The 20,873-nt window shown below is 45.4% G+C and carries 19 protein-coding genes; 7 read left to right on the top strand and 12 right to left on the bottom strand.

What is annotated here, in order from left to right:
• Positions 1-445: 445 nt before the first annotated feature.
• The 9 genes from mioC to AACV20_RS01290 all read right to left on the bottom strand — a co-directional run bounded on the left by mioC (position 446) and on the right by AACV20_RS01290 (position 7,195).
• The gene (gene mioC, locus AACV20_RS01330; RefSeq protein WP_013855584.1) at positions 446-880 is read right to left on the bottom strand and encodes an FMN-binding protein MioC; all 435 of its coding nucleotides are present in this window, start codon (positions 878-880) and stop codon (positions 446-448) included.
• A gap of 43 nt (positions 881-923) precedes the next feature.
• Positions 924-2,285, bottom strand: coding sequence for a tRNA uridine-5-carboxymethylaminomethyl(34) synthesis GTPase MnmE (gene mnmE / locus AACV20_RS01325; RefSeq protein WP_026028056.1), 1,362 nt, complete (start codon positions 2,283-2,285; stop codon positions 924-926).
• Between the two features lie 112 nt (positions 2,286-2,397).
• Positions 2,398-4,020, bottom strand: a complete 1,623-nt coding sequence (gene yidC / locus AACV20_RS01320; protein ID WP_017046370.1) for a membrane protein insertase YidC — start codon at positions 4,018-4,020, stop codon at positions 2,398-2,400.
• A gap of 2 nt (positions 4,021-4,022) precedes the next feature.
• A complete protein-coding gene (gene yidD / locus AACV20_RS01315) occupies positions 4,023-4,283 on the bottom strand; it encodes a membrane protein insertion efficiency factor YidD (protein WP_010319953.1) in 261 nt (86 codons plus the stop codon).
• Entirely contained in the window at positions 4,250-4,606 is a 357-nt protein-coding gene (rnpA, locus tag AACV20_RS01310; RefSeq protein ID WP_026027667.1) for a ribonuclease P protein component, read from the bottom strand. The genes yidD and rnpA overlap by 34 nt, the downstream gene beginning before the upstream one ends.
• 12 nt (positions 4,607-4,618) lie before the next feature.
• Positions 4,619-4,756, bottom strand: coding sequence for a 50S ribosomal protein L34 (rpmH, locus tag AACV20_RS01305; protein WP_010319951.1), 138 nt, complete (start codon positions 4,754-4,756; stop codon positions 4,619-4,621).
• 196 nt (positions 4,757-4,952) lie between these two features.
• Positions 4,953-5,702 carry an amino acid ABC transporter ATP-binding protein gene (locus tag AACV20_RS01300; RefSeq protein ID WP_013855580.1) on the bottom strand — a complete coding sequence of 250 codons (750 nt, stop codon included), beginning with the start codon at positions 5,700-5,702 and terminating at the stop codon, positions 4,953-4,955.
• A complete protein-coding gene (locus tag AACV20_RS01295; protein WP_010319949.1) occupies positions 5,699-6,370 on the bottom strand; it encodes an amino acid ABC transporter permease in 672 nt (223 codons plus the stop codon). Before AACV20_RS01295 ends, AACV20_RS01300 begins: the two co-directional genes overlap by 4 nt.
• Positions 6,371-6,445: 75 nt before the next feature.
• Positions 6,446-7,195: an amino acid ABC transporter substrate-binding protein gene (locus tag AACV20_RS01290; RefSeq protein ID WP_026027668.1), complete on the bottom strand. Its 750-nt coding sequence runs from the start codon at positions 7,193-7,195 to the stop codon at positions 6,446-6,448.
• A gap of 309 nt (positions 7,196-7,504) precedes the next feature.
• Here AACV20_RS01290 and dnaA point away from each other — a divergent pair, with 309 nt between their 5' ends.
• From dnaA to AACV20_RS01260, 6 genes are all read left to right on the top strand, one after another.
• Positions 7,505-8,908, top strand: coding sequence for a chromosomal replication initiator protein DnaA (gene dnaA / locus AACV20_RS01285; RefSeq protein WP_010319947.1), 1,404 nt, complete (start codon positions 7,505-7,507; stop codon positions 8,906-8,908).
• A gap of 73 nt (positions 8,909-8,981) precedes the next feature.
• Positions 8,982-10,082 carry a DNA polymerase III subunit beta gene (dnaN, locus tag AACV20_RS01280; RefSeq protein WP_170907828.1) on the top strand — a complete coding sequence of 367 codons (1,101 nt, stop codon included), beginning with the start codon at positions 8,982-8,984 and terminating at the stop codon, positions 10,080-10,082.
• A 9-nt stretch (positions 10,083-10,091) separates the two neighbouring features.
• Positions 10,092-11,171, top strand: a complete 1,080-nt coding sequence (recF, locus tag AACV20_RS01275) for a DNA replication/repair protein RecF (protein WP_094124052.1) — start codon at positions 10,092-10,094, stop codon at positions 11,169-11,171.
• Between the two features lie 19 nt (positions 11,172-11,190).
• Positions 11,191-13,608: a DNA topoisomerase (ATP-hydrolyzing) subunit B gene (gene gyrB, locus AACV20_RS01270; protein WP_094147612.1), complete on the top strand. Its 2,418-nt coding sequence runs from the start codon at positions 11,191-11,193 to the stop codon at positions 13,606-13,608.
• Between the two features lie 507 nt (positions 13,609-14,115).
• Positions 14,116-14,388 carry a GreA/GreB family elongation factor gene (locus AACV20_RS01265; RefSeq protein WP_017046366.1) on the top strand — a complete coding sequence of 91 codons (273 nt, stop codon included), beginning with the start codon at positions 14,116-14,118 and terminating at the stop codon, positions 14,386-14,388.
• Between the two features lie 536 nt (positions 14,389-14,924).
• On the top strand, positions 14,925-15,362 hold the full coding sequence (locus AACV20_RS01260) for an Hsp20 family protein (RefSeq protein ID WP_010319943.1): 438 nt from the start codon (positions 14,925-14,927) through the stop codon (positions 15,360-15,362).
• Positions 15,363-15,430: 68 nt separating this feature from the next.
• Here the strand turns inward: AACV20_RS01260 and AACV20_RS01255 are convergent, their stop codons facing one another.
• From AACV20_RS01255 to glyQ, 3 genes are all read right to left on the bottom strand, one after another.
• Entirely contained in the window at positions 15,431-16,678 is a 1,248-nt protein-coding gene (locus tag AACV20_RS01255) for a valine--pyruvate transaminase (RefSeq protein ID WP_170907827.1), read from the bottom strand.
• Between the two features lie 213 nt (positions 16,679-16,891).
• Positions 16,892-18,973 (bottom strand): glycine--tRNA ligase subunit beta, encoded by a 2,082-nt coding sequence (gene glyS, locus AACV20_RS01250; protein ID WP_019281084.1) that lies wholly within the window; start codon positions 18,971-18,973, stop codon positions 16,892-16,894.
• A gap of 1 nt (position 18,974) precedes the next feature.
• Positions 18,975-19,892 (bottom strand): glycine--tRNA ligase subunit alpha, encoded by a 918-nt coding sequence (glyQ, locus tag AACV20_RS01245; protein ID WP_013855568.1) that lies wholly within the window; start codon positions 19,890-19,892, stop codon positions 18,975-18,977.
• A 414-nt stretch (positions 19,893-20,306) separates the two neighbouring features.
• Between glyQ and AACV20_RS01240 the strand changes: the two genes are divergently transcribed.
• Positions 20,307-20,861, top strand: coding sequence for a TMEM165/GDT1 family protein (locus AACV20_RS01240; protein ID WP_017046363.1), 555 nt, complete (start codon positions 20,307-20,309; stop codon positions 20,859-20,861).
• Positions 20,862-20,873 lie beyond the last annotated feature (12 nt).

Below are 20,873 nucleotides of genomic sequence, written 5' to 3'. Positions count from 1 at the left end.
CAAAAGAGGCGTATTCTACCTGCTTTCCACTGGCTAGAAAATCGCTTTTCTGCTTTTTTAATCTGAACTTGGTAAGTTAATAATATATAAGATCTATATAGAGATCTTTTATTAGATCTATTATTAGGATCGAGCATATCTGTGGATAACCGATAAATGATCAACAAGATCATGGTTTTTAAGAGGATCACAAGCTGTGATCCTGACATGATCTAATCGTGTATTAGCTGGGATCAAAAAGGCCAGTTATGCACAGGGTCGTGAAATGCATAAGTTATTAATTGGATAACTATAGGTTAATCACCGAATAACAGCATAGTTATACACATTAAAATATTTAAAATGGACTTAACTTTTCTATGGCGAGTATTGAGACAGTTATACACAGAGCTTAAGGGTACAAAAAAAGCGGCTCACAGGCCGCTTGGTGACTTTATGCCATTCGCTAGAATTGTTCGATGTGCTGTTTGAGCCATACTTCAGCGGCATCTTCAGGAACGGAATATTCTAATATATCTATGGTGAAACAGTCGCTAATTGGCGTTGCACCTATATCCTCAAGCAGTTGATATGCATGCTTACCTGCTGCGCAAAACGTGTCATAGCTTGAATCGCCAAGTGCTACCACGGCATATTTTAACTCGCTCGTATTCGGTGGTGTTGATTGCAAAGAAGCGATAAAAGGTTGGATATTGTCTGGGTAGTCACCCGCTCCATGCGTGGAGGTGACAATGAGCCAAGTCCCTTGTGCGGGGAGTTCACTTAAGTTGGGTTGGTTGTGGATAGTCGTAGTATAACCTTGCTCTTGCAGTAGATCGTTGAGATGATCGGCGACATATTCAGCGCCTCCTAAGGTGCTGCCAGTGATGATATGGATCATGAGATATTCCTATAATTAAGAGTGATCAAGCTTCTCACTGCGATCATTTGCCGATACAGAACGACGAAAAGATGCGCCCTAACAAGTCATCGGAGCTAAATTCGCCCGTTATCTCGTTTAGATGTTGCTGCGATAAACGCAGTTCTTCCGCTAAGATTTCACCAGCCATGTAGCCTTCGAGCTGCTGCTGACCAATCATGAGGTGCTGTGCGGCGCGCTCTAGCGCGTCCAAATGGCGTCGTCTGGCCATAAAGCCGCCTTCATTGCCCCCAGCAAAGCCCATGCACTCTTTGAGATGAGTACGCAGAGCATCAACTCCCTCTCCAGTTTTTGCCGACAGGCGGATTAAGGTTGGAGAATTAACATGACAGATACCGAGTGATTCTTTGGTTTGATCGACTTTGTTGCGGATCACCGTCATACCGATGTTTTCAGGCAATCGATCGACAAAATCTGGCCAAATTTCTTTCGGATCGGTGGCATCGGTGGTGGTGCCATCAACCATAAAGAGCACACGATCTGCTTTTGCTATTTCATCCCAAGCACGCTCAATACCTATTCTTTCGACTTCGTCATTGGCATCACGTAGACCAGCGGTATCGATGATATGCAGTGGCATGCCATCGATGTGGATGTGCTCTCGCAGCACGTCACGCGTGGTTCCTGCTATGTCTGTAACGATGGCTGAATCTTTGCCTGAAAGCGCATTCAATAGACTCGATTTGCCCGCGTTAGGACGCCCTGCTATCACCACTTTCATCCCTTCGCGTAAAATGGCCCCTTGATTCGCCTCTTTGCGCACGGCGTCTAAGTTGTCGATGATATTTTGCAGATCTGCGGCAACTTTACCATCGGCAAGAAAATCGATCTCCTCTTCAGGAAAATCAATCGCTGCTTCAACGTAAATTCGCAGGTGGATTAGGGAATCGACCAAGGTATGAATGCGTTTGGAAAATTGACCTTGCAATGAATGAAGGGCGGATTTGGCCGCTTCTTCAGAGCTGGCGTCAATCAAATCGGCAATCGCTTCCGCTTGGGTTAAATCCATTTTGTCGTTTAAAAACGCACGCTCAGAAAATTCACCCGGGCGCGCTGCGCGCAAGTCACTGATAGCCAAAATGCGTTTGATCAGCATATCCATGACGACCGGACCGCCGTGTCCTTGTAGTTCGAGCACATCTTCGCCGGTAAAGGAGTGAGGGTTAGGAAAATAGATCGCGATGCCTTGGTCAAGTTCGGTGCCATCTTGATGCTTAAAAGGCAAGTATTCCGCATAACGAGGTTTTAGCGTTTTCCCGGTTACTTCAAGCGCGACTTGAGCGGCTTTCGGGCCTGAGACGCGAATAATCCCCACGCCACCTCGGCCTGGAGCGGTTGCTTGAGCAACAATGGTGTCTGTAGACATAAGGGTACCTAACATAGGGGTGTATGAGCGCAATTGTAATCAGCCAAAAACAAAAAGGCGACCAAAAGGTCGCCTTTGTTTCACTTGTCAGTGTGACTTCTTGCTGAAGTGGCTACTTAGAGTGTAAGCCTTTTTTCTCCAGCGCTTTGTAAATCAAGGTTTGCTGGATCAAGGTAACGATGTTCGATACCAACCAGTAAATCACTAAACCTGATGGGAAGAACAAGAAGAAGAACGTAAACATAACCGGCATAAAGGTCATGATCTTCTGTTGCATCGGGTCAGTGACTGTCGTCGGGCTCATTTTCTGGATCATAAACATACTCACACCCATCAGCAGTGGCAAGATGTAGTATGGGTCTTGTGCTGAAAGGTCATGAATCCAACCAAAGAAAGGTGAATGACGCAGTTCAACCGATTCCATTAATGACCAGTAAAGCGCAATGAAGATAGGCATTTGCAGGAAGATAGGTAAACAACCACCGAGTGGGTTTACTTTCTCTTTCTTATACAGCTCCATCATTTCTTGGCTCATGCGTTGGCGGTCATCGCCGATGCGCTCACGCATTGCTTGCAGCTTCGGTTGCAGCATGCGCATTTTTGCCATAGAGGTGTATTGTGCTTTGGTCAGTGGGTACATAGCACCGCGAACAATGAAGGTTAAGCAGATGATTGCTACACCCCAGTTGCTAACGAAGCTTTGAATGAATGAAAGCAACATGTGTAGTGGTTTTGCAATAAACCATAACCAGCCGTAGTCGACAACTAGATCAAGATTTGGCGCAACTGCAGCCATCTCATCTTGCAGTTTTGGACCGACCCAAAGTGTGGCTAAGAATGTCGCTTTTTCACCGTTGGCGATGGTTTTATTTGGCATGCGAACACCAATATCACCTAAGTTGCCAATCACGCGAGTGTATAAGTTTGACCCTGCTGCATCACGTGGGATCCACGCGCTGGCAAAGTAGTGTTGGATCATCGCCGCCCAACCTTCACCGTTAACTAAAGGCAGTGACAAGTTACGATCTTGCATATCATCGAAACTGTATTTCTTATAACGTGTATCTTGTGTTGAGTAAGCACCGCCACGGTAAGTTGGCATAGCCAAGCTGCCACCAGCGTCCAATAAATTTTGGCGTAGGTGTGCATACATACCCAGTGTCGCGTTATTACCAGATTGGTTGACTACATCAAATTCAACATCCAAGGCGTAGCTGCCACGTTTAAGGATGAAGGTTTTGGTGTATTCAAGGCCATTGGCTTGATAAGTCATGGGAATGCGCAGTTCGTCTTGACCATCCGCTAGAGCAAAGGTGTCGGCGCTAACAGTATAGTTTGGACGATTGTTGCTGCTTAAATCGATCCCTTGCGGTCCCACTAAACCACTTTGCGCGATAAACTGGTGACCAGGAATGTCTTTAAGTAGCACAAATGGGTCTTCTGAATTGAGTTCAGCATCGTACTTATTCAGCTCGGCCTTCACTACATCACCACCTACCGTGTCAATTGACAGAGTCAGTACATCAGTCTTGACGGTGATGGTTTTTGCAGACGCATTGGTTACTGCTGGTGCTGGGTCTAACTCATCAGCCATAGATGGTGCAGTTAAAGTGCTGCTATTTTGTGCCTGCTCAACCGCTTGAGGTGCTGGGTTCTTTGCTACTTGCCATTGCTGGAAAAGTAAAAAAGAAACGAGTGCCAAGGCGATTAACAGGATATTACGTTGAGAATCCATCGTTAATTATCTCTGTCTTGTTTTTGGACTGGTGGCGGAACGGGGTCAAAACCCCCTTCGTTCAAAGGGTGGCATTTTAATAGACGTTTGCCTGATAACCAACACCCTTTTACAAAACCGTGAGCTTTCAACGCTTCTATCGCATAGTTTGAACAGGTTGGAGTAAAACGACAGCGTGGTCCAAGCAGAGGACTGATGATTCCTTGGTAAAGACGGACGAATCCGATTGCTAACCACGCGAAGGGCGAGACAGGCGATGCCATAATTTTTCAAATAGTTTGAACATTTCTTCATTGCTTAAATCTTGCGCGCTCTTTTTCGCAATCACAACAAAATCTTTGTTAGGAAGTTGATGCTGTTTATTACGGAAGCTTTCGCGAGCGAGGCGTTTGAAGCGATTACGGCCAACAGCAGTTTTGATCTGTTTTTTGGGGACGGCCAACCCTAACCTTGGGTGGGTAAGAGCGTTTTCGCGAGCAATGATAGTGAAATGGGGGGAGCCTGCGCTGTGCGCTTGCTGGAAGACTTTTTTATAATGTTCGGGAGTTAACAAACGTAACTCCCGATTGAACGCGTACGTATTCAAAATAATCGCGAATTATTTTGACAGGCGCGCGCGGCCTTTAGCACGACGTGCATTAATAACCTTACGGCCATTCTTAGTTGCCATGCGTGCACGGAAACCGTGAGTACGCTTGCGCTTTAGAACGGTAGGTTGAAAAGTGCGTTTAGACATGTGTAATTACCTTACTGATCAGTAGTTTTTAGGTTCAAATAAACCCGGCGTGGGCATATTTTCGCTTCTTTAATAGAAAGAAAGGAATCCGACGCCTCTCAACAAAGAGGCGGAATTGTAATCACTGTCACAATAAGTGTCAACGATTGGGTTCACTAAAATTCCGGTCGGGGGATTATACGCAGTCTCCTTTAAATCACAAGGATCCTTCGTCGATCCCCACCTGATTTAAAAATTTCTTGAGCTTAGGATCCTGTGGATTACCAAAGATATCCTGTGGAGAGCCTTGCTCTACAATTTGCCCATCGGCCATGAAGATCACGCGATCGGCTACCTCTTTTGCAAACTGCATCTCATGGGTAACCACCAGCATTGTTTGGTGATGAGTAGCTAATTTCTTCATTAAAGCAAGCACTTCGCCAACCCATTCAGGATCGAGTGCTGACGTAGGTTCATCAAATAGCAGCAATTCTGGTTGTAGCGCCATCGCACGACCGATCCCAACGCGCTGCTGCTGGCCACCAGAAAGCGCTGCGGGATAACTCTCTCCTTTATCCCCAAGACCGATGTCATCCAAAATCTGCTGTGCGCGGGTCAGGGCGAGATCTTTTTTCCAACCGTGCACCGTAATGAGCCCTTCGGCGACATTTTGCCTCGCTGTCATATGAGCAAACAGCGCGTAGTTTTGGAAAACAAAGCCTGTTTTTCTGCGCAGTGCTAATACATCTGCTTTGGTCTGTTGCTGGGTGTCGACGGTGACATCATCAATAGTAATGGAGCCTTGGTCTGCGCGTTCTAGGAAGTTGACGCAGCGCAGTAAGGTCGATTTACCTGTACCGCTTGAGCCAATAATGACGATGATTTCACCTTTTTCTATTGCTAAGCTGATGCCTTTGAGCACTTCAGTATCGCCAAAGCGCTTATGAATATTATCGAGTTTAATCATCGTACATACGCCTTATTGAGTCTCTCTTCAGCCCAAATTTGTACCCGAGTCAGTACCACCACTACGGCCCAGTAAATTAATGCAACGGCGAGGAAAGCTTCAAAGAAGCGAAAGCTTGACGAAGCTTCCATCTGCGCTCTGGCCATGATCTCAGCGACTCCTAATGTAAAAGCTAATGAGGTCGATTTGATCATATCAATGAAGTAATTCATTAATGATGGCAACGCGATACGAGTAGCTTGCGGCAAAATAATGCGGCGCATTGCTTGGCTTGTGGTCATACCCACAGACAAACTCGCTTCCATTTGGCTGCGATCAATACCCAAAATGGCGGCGCGAATACTTTCTGCCATATAAGCGGCGAAGTGAAGAGTTAGCCCGATCACCGCGGCGCTAAATGCATTTAAACCGACCATCCACGGTAACACTTGCGGCAGACCATAGTAGAGTAGAAATAGTTGTACCAGCAGGGGAGTACCGCGGAAAAAGCTGATGTACAGCTGGCTTAGCGGATCCAAAATGGGCACTTTGAACACACGAATATTGGCTAAAATGACCGACAGGATCAAAGCAAACACTAAGCCCCAAGTCGCCATCTCCATGGTGGTGCCTAAATACCTGAGCAGTATTGGCATCAGCTCAAGCATATAGTGAAAATCAAATCCCATCGGCTTACCTTTTTAAAACAAAAAAGGTGGAATGTGTGGTTCCACCTCAATCCTATCTTTTGATAATAGGGGAATTTACTTATTGGTGATATCGGCAGCAAACCATTTTTCAGAAATCGCACTCAGTGTGCCATCAGCGCGCATCGAGGCTAACGCTTGATTCACTTCAGCTTGCAGTTTTTGGCCTTGCTCGTTGTTAACAAACGGCCAAGCGTTTTCAATGGTTTCAAAAGGGTGACCAGCCAATTGTAACGGTAAGCCCGTTGTTTTAATCAATTCCAGAGCCGAAAGGCGATCCATCACAAACGCATCGGCACGGCCAAGAGCAACGTCATGTTCAATGCCAGTATCGTAAGTTTTGATGATGATTTTATTGTCTTTGTCAAAGCTGCGCAGTAGCTGCTCGAAGTTTGAGCCTAAATTGACCGCGACCGTTTTGCCAGCAAGATCGTCAATCCCTTTAATGCTGTCATTACCTTTGCGAACGGTAATTTGTGCACCGTCGATGACATACGGGTCAGCAAATAAGTATTTCGCTTTACGTGCTTCTGTGACGGTGATTTGGTTTGAAATGGTATCAATTCGGCCAGTTTCAAGCAGGCCAAAGAGACCGGAGAAATTAGCAGTAACATATTTTACATCGTAATCATTGCGTTTACCTATCTCATCCCAAACATCCACTTCAAAGCCTTGCAGCTTGTCTTGTTTGACAAAAGTGAATGGAAAATAGCGCCCTGACATGCCGACTTTTATTTCCGTTGCCGCGTGTACGCTTGCAGCGGATAGTGCAATTGCAGTAATGGCGACTTTAACCCAGTTTTTCATCTTGAAACTCCTTATATTTATAGAGAGGGATGTTACTGGTAAAGCACTCAATAGAATAAATAACCAGTAGTTATTAACCATAACCGAACATAGTGACACAATTGGGGATAAGTATAGAGGATCCTTGTATATGTGGATCATCGTGTGGGTAAAGTGGTGCTAATTGTGAAGATCGACAAAAATCAAGCGCGAATTGTGTGAATAACTTCGATCTTATTCACTGGATCACGGATCAATCGCTGGCGATCTTGGTTATCAACAGGTAAAATCGCCAGTCTTTTCGATCATTTACTTAGGGTGAGGGCAACCGTGTCATCTTCGCTTTGGTTGCAATGTTTGCAACAGCTTCAAGAAGAGTTACCAGCAGCGGAATTCAGCATGTGGGTACGTCCGTTACAAGCGGAGCTCAATGACAATACTCTCACTTTATTCGCCCCAAACCGATTTGTGCTTGATTGGGTGCGCGATAAATACATCAACAGCATCAACCGACTACTGCAAGAGCATTGTGGCCACGATACCCCGAACCTGCGTTTTGAAGTGGGTAGTCGCCGGGTCAGCGCGCCTAAAGCTGCTCCCGTTCGTACTCAAGCGGATGTCGCGGCTGAATCTTCAGCTCCTGCACAGTTACAAGCGCGTAAACCAGTACATCGTACGTGGGAAAACGACACGGTTGTGGCAGACATCAATCACAGATCAAACGTTAACCCTAAACATAAGTTCAATAACTTCGTTGAAGGTAAATCGAACCAACTTGGTTTGGCTGCAGCGCGTCAAGTTTCTGATAACCCTGGCGCGGCCTATAACCCACTCTTCTTATACGGTGGTACAGGGCTAGGTAAAACACACTTATTGCACGCAGTTGGTAATGCGATTGTTGATAACAACCCGAATGCAAAAGTGATTTACATGCACTCAGAGCGTTTCGTGCAAGATATGGTGAAAGCGCTTCAAAATAATGCGATTGAAGAGTTCAAACGCTATTACCGCAGTGTTGATGCACTCTTGATCGATGATATTCAATTCTTTGCCAATAAAGAGCGTTCGCAAGAAGAGTTCTTTCATACCTTTAACGCATTGCTTGAAGGTAACCAACAAATCATTTTGACTTCCGACCGCTACCCTAAAGAGATCAATGGGGTGGAAGATCGCCTGAAATCTCGTTTTGGTTGGGGTTTGACGGTTGCGATTGAGCCACCAGAGCTTGAAACGCGTGTCGCGATTTTAATGAAGAAGGCAGAAGATCACCAAATTCATCTTGCCGATGAAGTTGCCTTTTTTATTGCCAAACGCTTACGTTCCAACGTGCGTGAATTGGAAGGTGCACTAAACCGTGTTATCGCCAACGCTAACTTTACCGGCCGTCCGATCACCATCGATTTTGTGCGTGAAGCGCTGCGTGACTTATTAGCTTTGCAAGAAAAATTGGTCACCATTGATAACATTCAAAAGACCGTGGCGGAATACTACAAAATTAAAGTGGCGGATTTGCTTTCTAAACGTCGCTCTCGCTCGGTTGCTCGTCCACGCCAGTTGGCGATGGCACTGGCTAAAGAGCTGACTAACCACAGCTTGCCTGAAATTGGTGATGCGTTTGGTGGCCGAGATCATACGACAGTGCTGCACGCTTGCCGTAAAATCCAGCAGTTACGTGAAGAGAGCCACGACATCAAAGAAGACTATTCGAATTTAATTCGTACCCTGTCTTCTTGATGCACAACCTTCTTATATCAGCTATTTTAACCCTCACATTTAGGGTTGCCCGATAACATCGTAAGAGCTAACTATGAAATTTACTATTGAACGTAGCCACTTCATTAAGCCACTTCAGCAAGTATCTGGAACATTAGGCGGACGTGCGACTTTGCCAATTCTTGGTAATTTGTTGCTCAAAGTGGAAGAGAACGAGCTGTCGATGACGGCGACCGATCTTGAAGTCGAACTGATTAGCCGCGTGACACTTGAAGGTGAGTGCGAAGCAGGAAGCATCACTGTCCCTGCGCGTAAATTTTTAGATATTTGTCGCGGCTTGCCCGATAGCGCCGTGATCACTGTGGTATTGGAAGGCGATCGCATTCAGATGCGTTCTGGCCGTAGCCGTTTCTCTCTGGCAACCTTACCTGCCAGTGACTTTCCTAATATTGAAGATTGGCAAAGTGAAGTGGAAGTGTCGCTCACTCAGGCAGAACTGCGCAGTTTAATTGAGAAAACCCAGTTTTCGATGGCTAACCAAGATGTGCGTTATTACCTGAACGGTATGCTATTTGAAATCGACGGTTCAACCTTGCGCTCTGTGGCAACCGATGGACACCGTATGGCGGTTTCGCAAACGGCACTCAGCGCGGATTTTGCCAATAAACAGATCATCGTGCCGCGTAAAGGGGTACAGGAACTGGTCAAGTTACTTGATGCGCCAGAACAGCCGGTTGTGCTGCAAATTGGTAGCTCAAATTTGCGCGCCCAAGTGAATAACTTCATCTTCACTTCTAAGCTGGTTGATGGCCGCTTCCCTGATTATCGCCGCGTTATGCCGCAGCAAACGACCAAAACCTTAGAAACGGGCTGTGATGAGTTACGTCAGGCATTTTCTCGTGCCGCGATTCTCTCAAATGAAAAGTTTCGCGGGGTACGGGTTAATCTTGCGGATAATGAAATGCGCATTACCGCCAACAACCCAGAGCAAGAAGAAGCGGAAGAGTTGTTGGATGTCATCTTTGAAGGCGACGCCATCGAAATCGGTTTTAACGTCAGCTATGTGCTCGATGTACTGAACACATTACGTTGTGAACAGGTTCGTGTATCGATGTCTGACGCCAACGCCAGCGCGCTGATTGAAAATCGCGATGACGACAGCGCGATGTATGTCGTCATGCCGATCCGACTTTAAGTTTGCGTAATGCCGCTGACTCGTTTAATCGTCCAACAATTTCGTAATATTAAAGCCTGTGATATCCCATTATCATCAGGCTTTAACTTTCTTATTGGCCCTAATGGCAGCGGAAAAACCAGTGTACTGGAAGCGATTTACCTGCTGGGTCATGGTCGCTCGTTCAAAAGCGCCTTAACCGGACGCGTCATACAAAATGAGTGCCAGGAGCTGTTTGTGCATGGGCGTTTTTTGACCTCGGATCAATTTGAGCTACCGATTGGCATTAATAAGCAGCGTGACGGTTCAACAGAGGTTAAAATAGGCGGTCAATCTGGGCAAAAACTGGCGCAACTGGCACAAGTTTTACCTTTGCAATTGATTCATCCGGAAGGGTTTGATCTGCTCACCGATGGACCAAAACAACGACGTGCATTTATTGATTGGGGGGTATTTCATAGTGAACCTGCCTTTTATGATGCATGGGGGCGTTTTAAGCGCCTCAATAAGCAGCGCAATGCGTTGTTAAAAACGGCAACCCATTATCGTGAACTCAGTTACTGGGATCAGGAGATGGCGCGCTTGGCTGAACAAATCGATGCATGGCGCACACATTATGTGACGCAAATGAAGTGTGTTGCCGAGGTGTTGTGTCGCAGTTTTTTGCCAGAATTTGATGTGCAAATGAAGTATTATCGTGGTTGGGAAAAAGAGACGCCCTATCAACAAATCCTCGAGAAAAACTTCGAACGCGATCAATCGCTAGGCTACACATTCAGTGGCCCGAATAAAGCGGATTTAAAAATAAAGGTCAATGGAACACCGGTTGAAGATGTTCTATCACGCGGTCAGCTTAAATTAATGGTGTGTGCACTGCGCGTCGCACAAGGACAACACTTAACCGAGCTGACAGGTAAGCAATGCATCTATTTAATTGATGACTTTGCTTCCGAATTAGATAGCCATCGTCGTAAGCGTTTAGCGGATTGCTTAAAATCGACGGGGGCACAAGTTTTTGTAAGTTCTATTACGCAAGGCCAAGTTGCAGACATGATTGAGTCAAACAGCAAGATGTTTCATGTGGAACATGGCACAATAGAGCACGGATAAAATAGTGAGAGAGTAACTCATGTCGAATAATTACGATTCATCGAGTATTAAGGTACTGAAGGGTCTGGACGCGGTTCGTAAACGTCCAGGAATGTACATCGGCGACACGGATGATGGCACCGGTCTGCACCACATGGTTTTTGAGGTGGTGGATAACTCAATTGATGAAGCGTTGGCAGGTCACTGTAAAGACATCGTAGTGACTATTCACGAAGACAATTCAGTTTCAGTTAGCGATGATGGCCGTGGTATTCCTACCGACCTTCACGAAGAAGAACAAGTTTCTGCCGCGGAAGTTATTATGACGGTTCTGCATGCGGGCGGTAAATTTGATGACAACTCATACAAGGTTTCGGGTGGTCTGCATGGTGTCGGTGTGTCCGTCGTCAACGCGCTGTCTGAAAAAGTGCTACTGACTATCTATCGTAACGGCGCTATTCACACACAAACTTATTGTCACGGTGTGCCACAAGCACCGTTGGCTGTGGTGGGTGAAACCGATAAAACCGGGACAACCCTGCGTTTTTGGCCAAGTGCTGAAACCTTTACCAACATTGAATTCCATTACGATATTTTAGCTAAGCGTCTGCGTGAGCTCTCTTTCCTAAACTCTGGTGTATCCATCAAATTGCTTGATGAACGCGAAGAAGATAAAAAAGACCATTTCAGATATGAAGGTGGTATTAAAGCGTTCGTTGGCCATTTAAACCGCAATAAAACGCCGATCCATGAAAAAGTATTCCATTTCAGCTCTGAGCGTGACGATGGGATTACCGTGGAAGTGGCGATGCAGTGGAACGATGGTTTCCAAGAAAACATTTACTGCTTTACCAACAATATTCCTCAACGTGATGGTGGTGCCCACTTAGCGGGTTTCCGTGGGGCGTTAACTCGTACCCTAAACACCTTCATGGATAAGGAAGGCTTCTCGAAAAAAGCGCAAGCGGCGACCTCGGGTGATGATGCTCGTGAAGGCTTAACCGCGGTGGTTTCAGTGAAAGTGCCGGATCCTAAGTTCTCTAGCCAAACTAAAGATAAATTGGTTTCATCCGAGGTGAAATCTGCGGTTGAGTCAGCAATGGGTGAGAAATTGGCGGAGTTTTTGGCTGAAAACCCAAGTGAAGCCAAAATGGTCTGTTCAAAAATCATTGATGCGGCTCGTGCTCGTGAAGCGGCGCGTAAAGCGCGTGAAATGACACGTCGTAAAGGTGCGTTAGATCTTGCCGGTTTGCCGGGTAAACTCGCCGATTGCCAAGAAAAAGATCCTGCACTATCTGAACTGTACATAGTGGAAGGGGACTCTGCTGGCGGTTCTGCCAAGCAGGGACGTAACCGTAAAAACCAAGCGATTTTGCCGCTGAAAGGTAAAATTCTTAACGTTGAAAAAGCTCGTTTCGACAAAATGCTTTCTTCGCAAGAAGTCGCAACGCTTATCACCGCATTAGGCTGTGGCATTGGCCGTGATGAATATAACCCAGACAAACTGCGTTATCACAACATCATCATCATGACCGATGCGGATGTCGACGGTTCGCACATCCGTACGCTACTGTTGACCTTCTTCTATCGTCAAATGCCTGAGCTTATTGAGCGTGGCTACATCTACATTGCTCAACCGCCTTTGTATAAAGTGAAAAAAGGCAAGCAAGAGCAGTACATTAAAGATGAAGATGCGATGAACCAATACCAAGTTGCTTTGGCATTGGATGGTGCCTCACTGCATGTTAACCCTCAAGCGCCAGCATTAGCAGGCGAAGCGTTAGAAACCTTGGTTAAGCAATACAATGTCGCCATTAAGCTGGTGGAGCGCATGAGCCGCCGCTACCCTTACGCCTTGATCCATGAATTCATCTATATGCCGCGTATCATTGTTGATCAATGCGCTGATTCTGCAGTAGTAGAAGCGTGGGGCAAACAGCTGGTGGAGCAGTTAAATGCGAAAGAAGTTGGCGCAAGCCAATACAGCATTGAAACTGAGCACAATGCGGACCTTGGTATTTATCAGCCTAAGATTGTAGTGCGCACTCATGGTGTAACGCACCAACATCTATTAAGTGCTGATTTGCTCAATTCGAAAGAGTACAGCAAGCTGGCGGACCTTTCTGAAGCACTTTATGGCTTAGTTGAAGAAGGGGCTTACATTCAACGTGGTGAGCGTATTCAACCTGTCGATAACTTTGTTGATGCGTTGAACTGGTTAATTAAAGAGTCTCGCCGTGGCCTAAGCCTGCAACGCTACAAAGGTCTAGGTGAAATGAACCCAGATCAGTTGTGGGAAACGACGATGGATCCTGAATCTCGCCGTATGCTGCAAGTCACGATTGAAGATGCTGTTGGTGCTGATGAACTGTTTACCACCTTGATGGGTGATCAAGTTGAGCCGCGTCGCGCATTCATCGAAGAGAACGCCTTAAAAGTTGCCAACCTCGATGTCTAAGTCGTTGCTATAAAGCAAATCCCAAAAAACACCGTTTCGCAAGAGCGGTGTTTTTTTATGGTCAATACAAAGTCACCCAACGTGGGAGCAACCATTTTTAGCATCAACACTTTCTACTTATCTTAGGTTGTCTTCAAGGATAAAAGGTCATAAACGTTTTTTTATTGGGATTTTCTCTCAATAAAAAAAAGTATCTACTATTTTATTTTATTCCATGTTTTTAGAGGTTTTTATGAGCTTGAATTATATTTTTTGGCCGATATAGTATTCATTAATTACTTTTTAGGAGATGTGGGTTTGTTATTTATCTTACAGTAATAAATCCGAAGGTCTAACTTTCGGATATTATCTAATCTATTTTTGGAATTATTGTAAGGAGTAATAAATATCAACTTATTTAAGCATTGGCTTGTTTTTTTCAAAAGTAAAATAATAACAAGCTTATTTGTTACCTATCAGTCTCCACTGATTTTACTGACTCTTTTCGAGAGAATAGAAGCAGAATCATTGGCCAGATATTCTACGGCAGAGCGCCGAGTCAACGTTGGAGATAGGGTCAGCTTTGTTGATACAGAAAAGTGTCAACCTTATCAAATTATTATAGTGCTTGGTGAGCGGAACAACCCTAATGATGGTCTCGTATCACTTTACTCTTATTTAGGCGCTTCTATTTTTGGATTACGTGAACAAGAGTGTTTTAAATTATATATTTTAGGAAAAGAGCGAGAATATAAAGTGGTTAATATTCTTCCTGAAAAGTCACTAACGTGTGTAAATTAAATTTCTTCGTTAAAATAAGGAGATTACTATGAGTAAGAAAGATATGAAAAAAGCGCAACTTAGCCTAAAAGAAAAGCGGAAATTAAAGCAAGAAAAAATGGAAGAAAGCAGTGTAATTAAAGAAAGGAAAAAACGCGGAAAATAAAATAAGTTTTCATCGGTTAAAGTGCAAAATAAAGCCTAATGATATCGTTAGGCTTTATTATGTCTCTGTATTGACTCTATATCCTGCTAATGAAGGCTTTGTAACTCTACGGAGTATCAGTTTGATTCGATGTCCTCTTTCTAGTTTCTGTTCGCTTTAGCGAGGACTAAAAAATTTTTCAAAAAATCCTTGAAAAGAATTTTAGTGCCCCTATATCTATCAATGAAGAGGATGCCGTAAGGACCTCTGGAATGGCGACACAGGTTTGCTCTCTTAAGAGGAGCCTTGTGTTGTGATCATTAAATGTGTTGTTAGCTCCATGTTGAAAGAATGGCTGCTAACGGCTTAGCGCCTATGCGCTAAGGCTATTGCTTATGATGAGGATAGTATGATGAGAACAGTAGATTTCACTCCTTTATACCGCAACGCAATTGGTTTTGACCGTCTATTAAACATGATGGAATCCAGTTCAGCGAAGAATAGCTCTGCGGGTTACCCTCCGTACAATATTGAACAGCAAGACGACAATAAATATCGCATCACGATGGCGGTAGCTGGTTTTTCTGAAGAGCAGATTGAGATTACTCAACAAGAAAATACGCTGATTGTGCGTGGCGAACGTAAACCCGAAGAGAATAAAAACTACGTCTACCAAGGTATTGCTGAGCGCGATTTTGAACGTAAATTCCAATTGGCCGACTATGTCAAAGTACTCGGAGCCACAATGGAAAATGGCTTGCTACACGTGGATCTTGAACGTGAAACACCTGAAGCGATGCAACCACGTAAAATTGCGATTAATGGCAAAAACTTAATTGAGAACAATTAAGTTACTGGCCACATTAAAGTAGTGAAAGAGCGCCTTTTGGCGCTCTTTTTCATGGCAGAAAGGATGAATTACTGTTGATAAGCTAATGCCACTTCTTGAGCAATAATTTGAATGCCCTTTTGCATGGCTTCATCATCTTGCACGTAGTTCATGCGCAGACACTGATGCGCGTGTTGCCAATCGTCTTGTTGACCAATAAAGAAATATTCACCCGGTACAATCAATACTCCTCTGGCTTTTAGACGTTGGTAAAGTTCCATAGTGGTGATGGGGAGCTCATCAAACCAGAGCCATAAAAAGATCGCCCCTTCTGGTTTATGGACACGAAAGCGCGGGTCGCTAATGGCTTGCTTGAGTAACTCGACTGCTCTTTGTGATTTCTGCTGGTAGAAGGGCTTGATCACATCACGACTGAGCCTTAATAGATCGCCTTTTTCAATCATGTGATGAGCAATGGCTGGGCCGATGCTGCCTGGCGCTAAGCTAATGATGCCATTCATGTTGGTTAATGCTTGGGTAATGGTTTCGTTGGCAATGACGATACCGCAGCGCACACCGGGTAAACCCAGTTTCGAAAGGCTCATGCATAAAATGGTGTTGTCATTCCAAAAGGGCTCAATCTCTTCAAAAATGATGTTGGGAAATGGAACGCCGTATGCATTGTCGATAATCAGTGGGATATTGTTCTCTCTAGCCAGCTTATCGAGCTTGTGGATCTCTTGTTCTGTGAGCACATTTCCCGTCGGATTGGTTGGACGGGAAGCACAAATGGCGGCTACCGACGAATCCACGCTCAAGGTTTCAAAATCCACGTGGTATTTGAATAAGCCATTGTCGAGTAGTTCTATTTCTGGGCGATAGGAGACAAAAATATCTTCATCTATCCCGGCATCACCATAACCAATATATTCAGGCGCTAATGGCAGTAAAATTTTCTTATGTGAACCATCAGCTTGCTGGCCAGCAAACAGATTAAATAGATAGAAAAATCCACTCTGGCTGCCATTGGTTAAGCTGATGTTCTTTTCACTGATTTCCCAGCCATAGGTTTCTTTGAGCAGTTTTGCGAGAGATTTAACGAACAGATCTTTACCTTGTGGGCCATCATAGTTGGCGAGGGCAGCGATCAATTCACCACTGCTAAGCATGTCAGCACTGGTTTGATGAAAGTAGTCAATCATGGCGGGAATGGCAGCTGGGTTACCACCGCCGAGCATAATGGCTCCGGGAGTGCGCAGGCCATCATTGAGATCGTCCATTAACTGGGTAATACCGGAATACTGATTAAATTTTTCACCAAATTTCGAAAACTGCATTGCTGACTGCCTAATTCATTCTTGTATTTGCTTGCATAAAGGGGCATGAAACGATGCCACGCCCATCGAGTAATCCTTGAACATACCCCAATGTTTTTGCGAGTCAAAGCACTATTTTTCGCCAAATAACACACTGCGGTCAGATAAAACAAAAAGCCCAGCGGATGGCCGCTGGGCTTTGATAGATTAATTTGTGTGCCGAAATATCAGCGACTACTTTTGCAGCAGTGAAATATCAGCAATTTGTAGGAACAGATTACGCAAGTTGTTGAGCAGCGTTAAACGGTTTTGTTTTAATGCTTCATCGTCTGCCATCACCATGACATTATCAAAGAAAGCATCAACAGGTTCACGTAGTGCTGCCAGCTTGCTCAGTGCTTGTTGGTAATCACCGGTAGCGAAAGCAGGTTCTAGTGCTTCGGTCATCACTTCCACTTCTTCCGCTAAGGCTTTTTCGGCCGCTTCTTGAAGAAGTGTTAGGTTGATTTCTGCAGCCAGTTCACCGTCAAATTTCGCTAAAATGTTACCGACACGCTTGTTTGCCGCCGCTAGGGCTTCAGCCGCTTCCAGTTCACGGAAGTGGGAAACTGCTTTAACACGTTTGTCAAAATCAGCGGGTTTGGTTGGACGACGAGCAAGTACCGCTTGGATGATGTCGACGCTAAAACCTTCATCTTGATACCAAGCACGGAAACGGCCAAGCATAAACTCAATTACATCGTGCTCAACGTTGTCGTTGGTAAGGCGATCACCAAACAGCGATTTCGCTTTTGCTACGAGGTCAACTAAGTCCAAGTTATAGCCGTATTCAACGATGATGCGCAGTACACCCAGTGATGCGCGACGCAGAGCAAAGGGATCCGAGCCTTTTGGTGCTTGGCCAATACCGAAGATGCCGACTATGGTGTCTAGCTTGTCTGCGATTGCCACAGCGGCGGAAACGCCATTGGTTGGCAGAGCATCGCCAGCAAAGCGTGGCATGTACTGTTCGTTTAGTGCAACGGCGACTTCTTCTGCTTCTCCGTCATGGCGAGCATAATGCATACCCATCACGCCTTGCGTGTCGGTAAATTCAAACACCATTGAGGTCATCAAATCGCATTTAGCCAGTAAGCCCGCACGTTTTGATTTTTCTACATCCGCGCCAATCTGTTCTGCAATGTAACCAGCCAGTTCAGTAATACGGTCAGTTTTATCTTTAATCGTACCTAACTGCTGCTGGAAAATCGCGGTTTCTAGTCGTGGTAGACGATCGACTAATTTGCTTTTGAGATCGGTATTAAAGAAGAATTCCGCGTCCGCTAAGCGTGGACGAACGACTTTCTCGTTGCCTTCGATAACATGGCGAGGCTCTTTCGACTCGATGTTAGAGACGAAAATAAAGTTAGGCAGCAATTGCTTATTCGCATCGCTCATCTGATGAGAATAAACCGGGAAGTATTTTTGGTCACCTTTCATGGTGTAAACCAAAGCTTCTGACGGTACTTTAAGGAATTTTTCTTCAAATTTCGCCGTCAGCACCACTGGCCATTCAACCAGTGAGGTCACTTCTTCAACCAAGTCATCGTCAAGATCGGCAACACCGCCAACCTGTAGCGCTGCTTTTTGTGCATCCGCAATAATTATTGCTTTACGTGCATCGTAATCGGCGATTACTTTACCGCGCTGTTCTAAAATCGCTGGGTATTGCTCTGCTGAATCGATGGTGAACTCTTTTTCGCCCATAAAGCGGTGGCCACGAATGGTGCGCGCAGAAGCTACGCCTAAGATCTCACCTTCGATCAGTTCATCACCCATCAAAATAGTCAGAGTTTTTACTGGGCGGATAAATTGTGTTTCTTTATCACCCCAGCGCATGGGTTTGGCGATAGGCAAGTTTGCTAACGCTTTGGCGGCAAGTTCAACCACAATAGCTTTGGCATCTTGGCCTTTGACTTCCTGTTTGAACAGTAGCCATTCACCTTGTTCTGTTGTTAGGCGATCCGCTTGCTCAACAGTAATGCCGTTACCACGCGCCCAGCCTTGTGCTGCTTTGGTTGGATTGCCATCGGCATCAAAAGCAACAGAAATAGCGGGGCCACGTTTTTCGACCACTTTATCCGCTTGACCTTGGGCCAAGTTGGTCACTTTCAGTGCTAAACGGCGAGGGGTTGCAAACCATTTGATGCCTTCGTGTGCCAGTTCAGCGGTTTTCAATTCTGCGGCAAAGTTAGCCGCAAACGCTTCAGCCAAAGTGCGAAGTTGTTTTGGTGGTAGCTCTTCTGTGCCTAATTCAATTAGAAATTCTTTTGCCATCTTATTTGTCCTCACCCTTTTTACACATAGGGAAGCCAAGTGCTTCACGAGATGCGTAGTACGCTTCTGCAACCGCTTTGGTCAGGTTACGGATGCGTAGGATGTAACGTTGACGTTCTGTCACCGAAATCGCTTTACGCGCGTCCAATAGGTTAAAGGCATGGCCCGCTTTCAAAATACGCTCATAGGCAGGAAGTGGCAGCGGTTTTTCTAGCTCAAGTAGATGCTTACACTCTTTTTCGCACTGGTCGAAGAAAGTGAAAAGAAAATCGACATCCGCGTGTTCGAAGTTGTAAGTTGATTGTTCAACTTCATTTTGATGGTAAATGTCACCATAGGTGACTTTACCTAATGGGCCATCTGTCCAGACTAAGTCATACACTGAATCCACGCCTTGAATATACATGGCGAGACGTTCAATACCGTAAGTGATTTCGCCGGTGACAGGCTTGCACTCAAGGCCACCGACTTGTTGGAAGTAAGTAAATTGAGTTACTTCCATGCCGTTTAGCCACACTTCCCAGCCAAGACCCCAAGCACCTAAGGTTGGGTTTTCCCAGTTATCTTCCACGAAACGAATATCGTGTACTAGTGGGTCAACACCGAGCACCTCTAAAGACCCCAGATACAACTCTTGAATGTTGTCTGGTGAAGGTTTGATGATGACTTGGAATTGGTAATAGTGTTGCAGGCGGTTTGGGTTTTCACCATAACGACCGTCCGTTGGACGACGAGAGGGTTGAACATACGCCGTTGCAATGGGCTCTGGGCCTAAAGCTCGCAGGCATGTCATTGGGTGAGAGGTTCCTGCACCAACTTCCATGTCTAATGGTTGAACAATGGTACAGCCTTGTTGGGCCCAATAATCCTGCAGCGCGAGGATCATACCCTGAAAGGTTTTGATATCGTATTTTTGCATAGTCAGGTTCGCGCGATTCTTCTGTCTGAATGGATGAAAATAACGAACAAGTATACCCAGATATTCGCTCAGCGAGTAGGGGTAATCTTGCTTAATTAATGGTCGAAAATCCGTTTTGGTCGAATTTATCGCATCGATTGTGCCAAATTCCTGCACATGAACGATTTTGACTTATTTCTAACTTGAGATTTTCACTCGGCCTGATTAGAATTGCGCCGTCTTTGGGGAGTAGCTTACCAGTGAGATTTCTTATCTTAACGGTTCGTTCGTCAACATAATTGGTGCCAAATCACCGTGGCGTTCGAGGCTAAAGTCATTTTAGCTTAGCAAGACCTTAGACAAACATCACAAACCGGGGCGGGGAGTGGCGTTTGTCTATGGTTATTATAATTATCCCGCCCCATCGAGCCTGTCGTGAGCGTATTAGCTATTTCAATTACTACCGTCGCCTTAGCTGAAATTGGCGATAAAACCCAACTGCTTTCTCTGCTGCTAGCCAGTCGTTATCGTAAACCTTTGCCTATTATTGCCGCCATTTTTGTCGCAACGATGGTTAACCATGCACTCGCTGCTTGGCTGGGCGTGGTCGTTGCCGACTACCTGTCACCAGAAATCCTTAAATGGGTGTTGGTCGCTAGCTTCCTTGCCATGGCGGGTTGGGTGTTAATTCCAGACAAACTCGACGGTGATGAAAAAATTACCAATCGAGGCCCTTTTGTCGCTAGCTTCATCGCCTTTTTTGTCGCTGAAATTGGCGATAAAACCCAAATAGCAACGTCTATTCTTGGTGCGCAATATGCGGATGCTCTACTGTGGGTGGTGCTCGGAACGACGATTGGTATGTTGCTGGCTAACGTACCTGTGGTGCTGATTGGTAAATTATCCGCCGATAAAATGCCGCTAGGACTTATTCGTAAAATCACGGCGGTACTCTTTTTGATATTAGCGATCGGCGCGGCGATTTGGTAATTCCAATCGATT

The organism is Vibrio sp. B4-6 (assembly GCF_963888245.1).
Classification (GTDB): domain Bacteria; phylum Pseudomonadota; class Gammaproteobacteria; order Enterobacterales; family Vibrionaceae; genus Vibrio; species Vibrio anguillarum.
The sequence above is the reverse complement of the archived record's forward strand: the minus strand, read 5'-3'. Positions and strand labels throughout refer to the sequence as shown.

Bases quoted from the DNA above. Each gene is read 5' to 3' on its own strand.
- mioC (WP_013855584.1), bottom strand. From the start codon at position 880: ATGATCCATATCATCACTGGCAGCACCTTAGGAGGCGCTGAATATGTC.
- mnmE (WP_026028056.1), bottom strand. From the start codon at position 2,285: ATGTCTACAGACACCATTGTTGCTCAAGCAACCGCTCCAGGCCGAGGT.
- yidC (WP_017046370.1), bottom strand. From the start codon at position 4,020: ATGGATTCTCAACGTAATATCCTGTTAATCGCCTTGGCACTCGTTTCT.
- yidD (WP_010319953.1), bottom strand. From the start codon at position 4,283: ATGGCATCGCCTGTCTCGCCCTTCGCGTGGTTAGCAATCGGATTCGTC.
- rpmH (WP_010319951.1), bottom strand. From the start codon at position 4,756: ATGTCTAAACGCACTTTTCAACCTACCGTTCTAAAGCGCAAGCGTACT.
- AACV20_RS01300 (WP_013855580.1), bottom strand. From the start codon at position 5,702: ATGATTAAACTCGATAATATTCATAAGCGCTTTGGCGATACTGAAGTG.
- AACV20_RS01295 (WP_010319949.1), bottom strand. From the start codon at position 6,370: ATGGGATTTGATTTTCACTATATGCTTGAGCTGATGCCAATACTGCTC.
- AACV20_RS01290 (WP_026027668.1), bottom strand. From the start codon at position 7,195: ATGAAAAACTGGGTTAAAGTCGCCATTACTGCAATTGCACTATCCGCT.
- dnaN (WP_170907828.1), top strand. From the start codon at position 8,982: ATGAAATTTACTATTGAACGTAGCCACTTCATTAAGCCACTTCAGCAA.
- recF (WP_094124052.1), top strand. From the start codon at position 10,092: ATGCCGCTGACTCGTTTAATCGTCCAACAATTTCGTAATATTAAAGCC.
- gyrB (WP_094147612.1), top strand. From the start codon at position 11,191: ATGTCGAATAATTACGATTCATCGAGTATTAAGGTACTGAAGGGTCTG.
- AACV20_RS01260 (WP_010319943.1), top strand. From the start codon at position 14,925: ATGAGAACAGTAGATTTCACTCCTTTATACCGCAACGCAATTGGTTTT.
- AACV20_RS01255 (WP_170907827.1), bottom strand. From the start codon at position 16,678: ATGCAGTTTTCGAAATTTGGTGAAAAATTTAATCAGTATTCCGGTATT.
- glyS (WP_019281084.1), bottom strand. From the start codon at position 18,973: ATGGCAAAAGAATTTCTAATTGAATTAGGCACAGAAGAGCTACCACCA.
- glyQ (WP_013855568.1), bottom strand. From the start codon at position 19,892: ATGCAAAAATACGATATCAAAACCTTTCAGGGTATGATCCTCGCGCTG.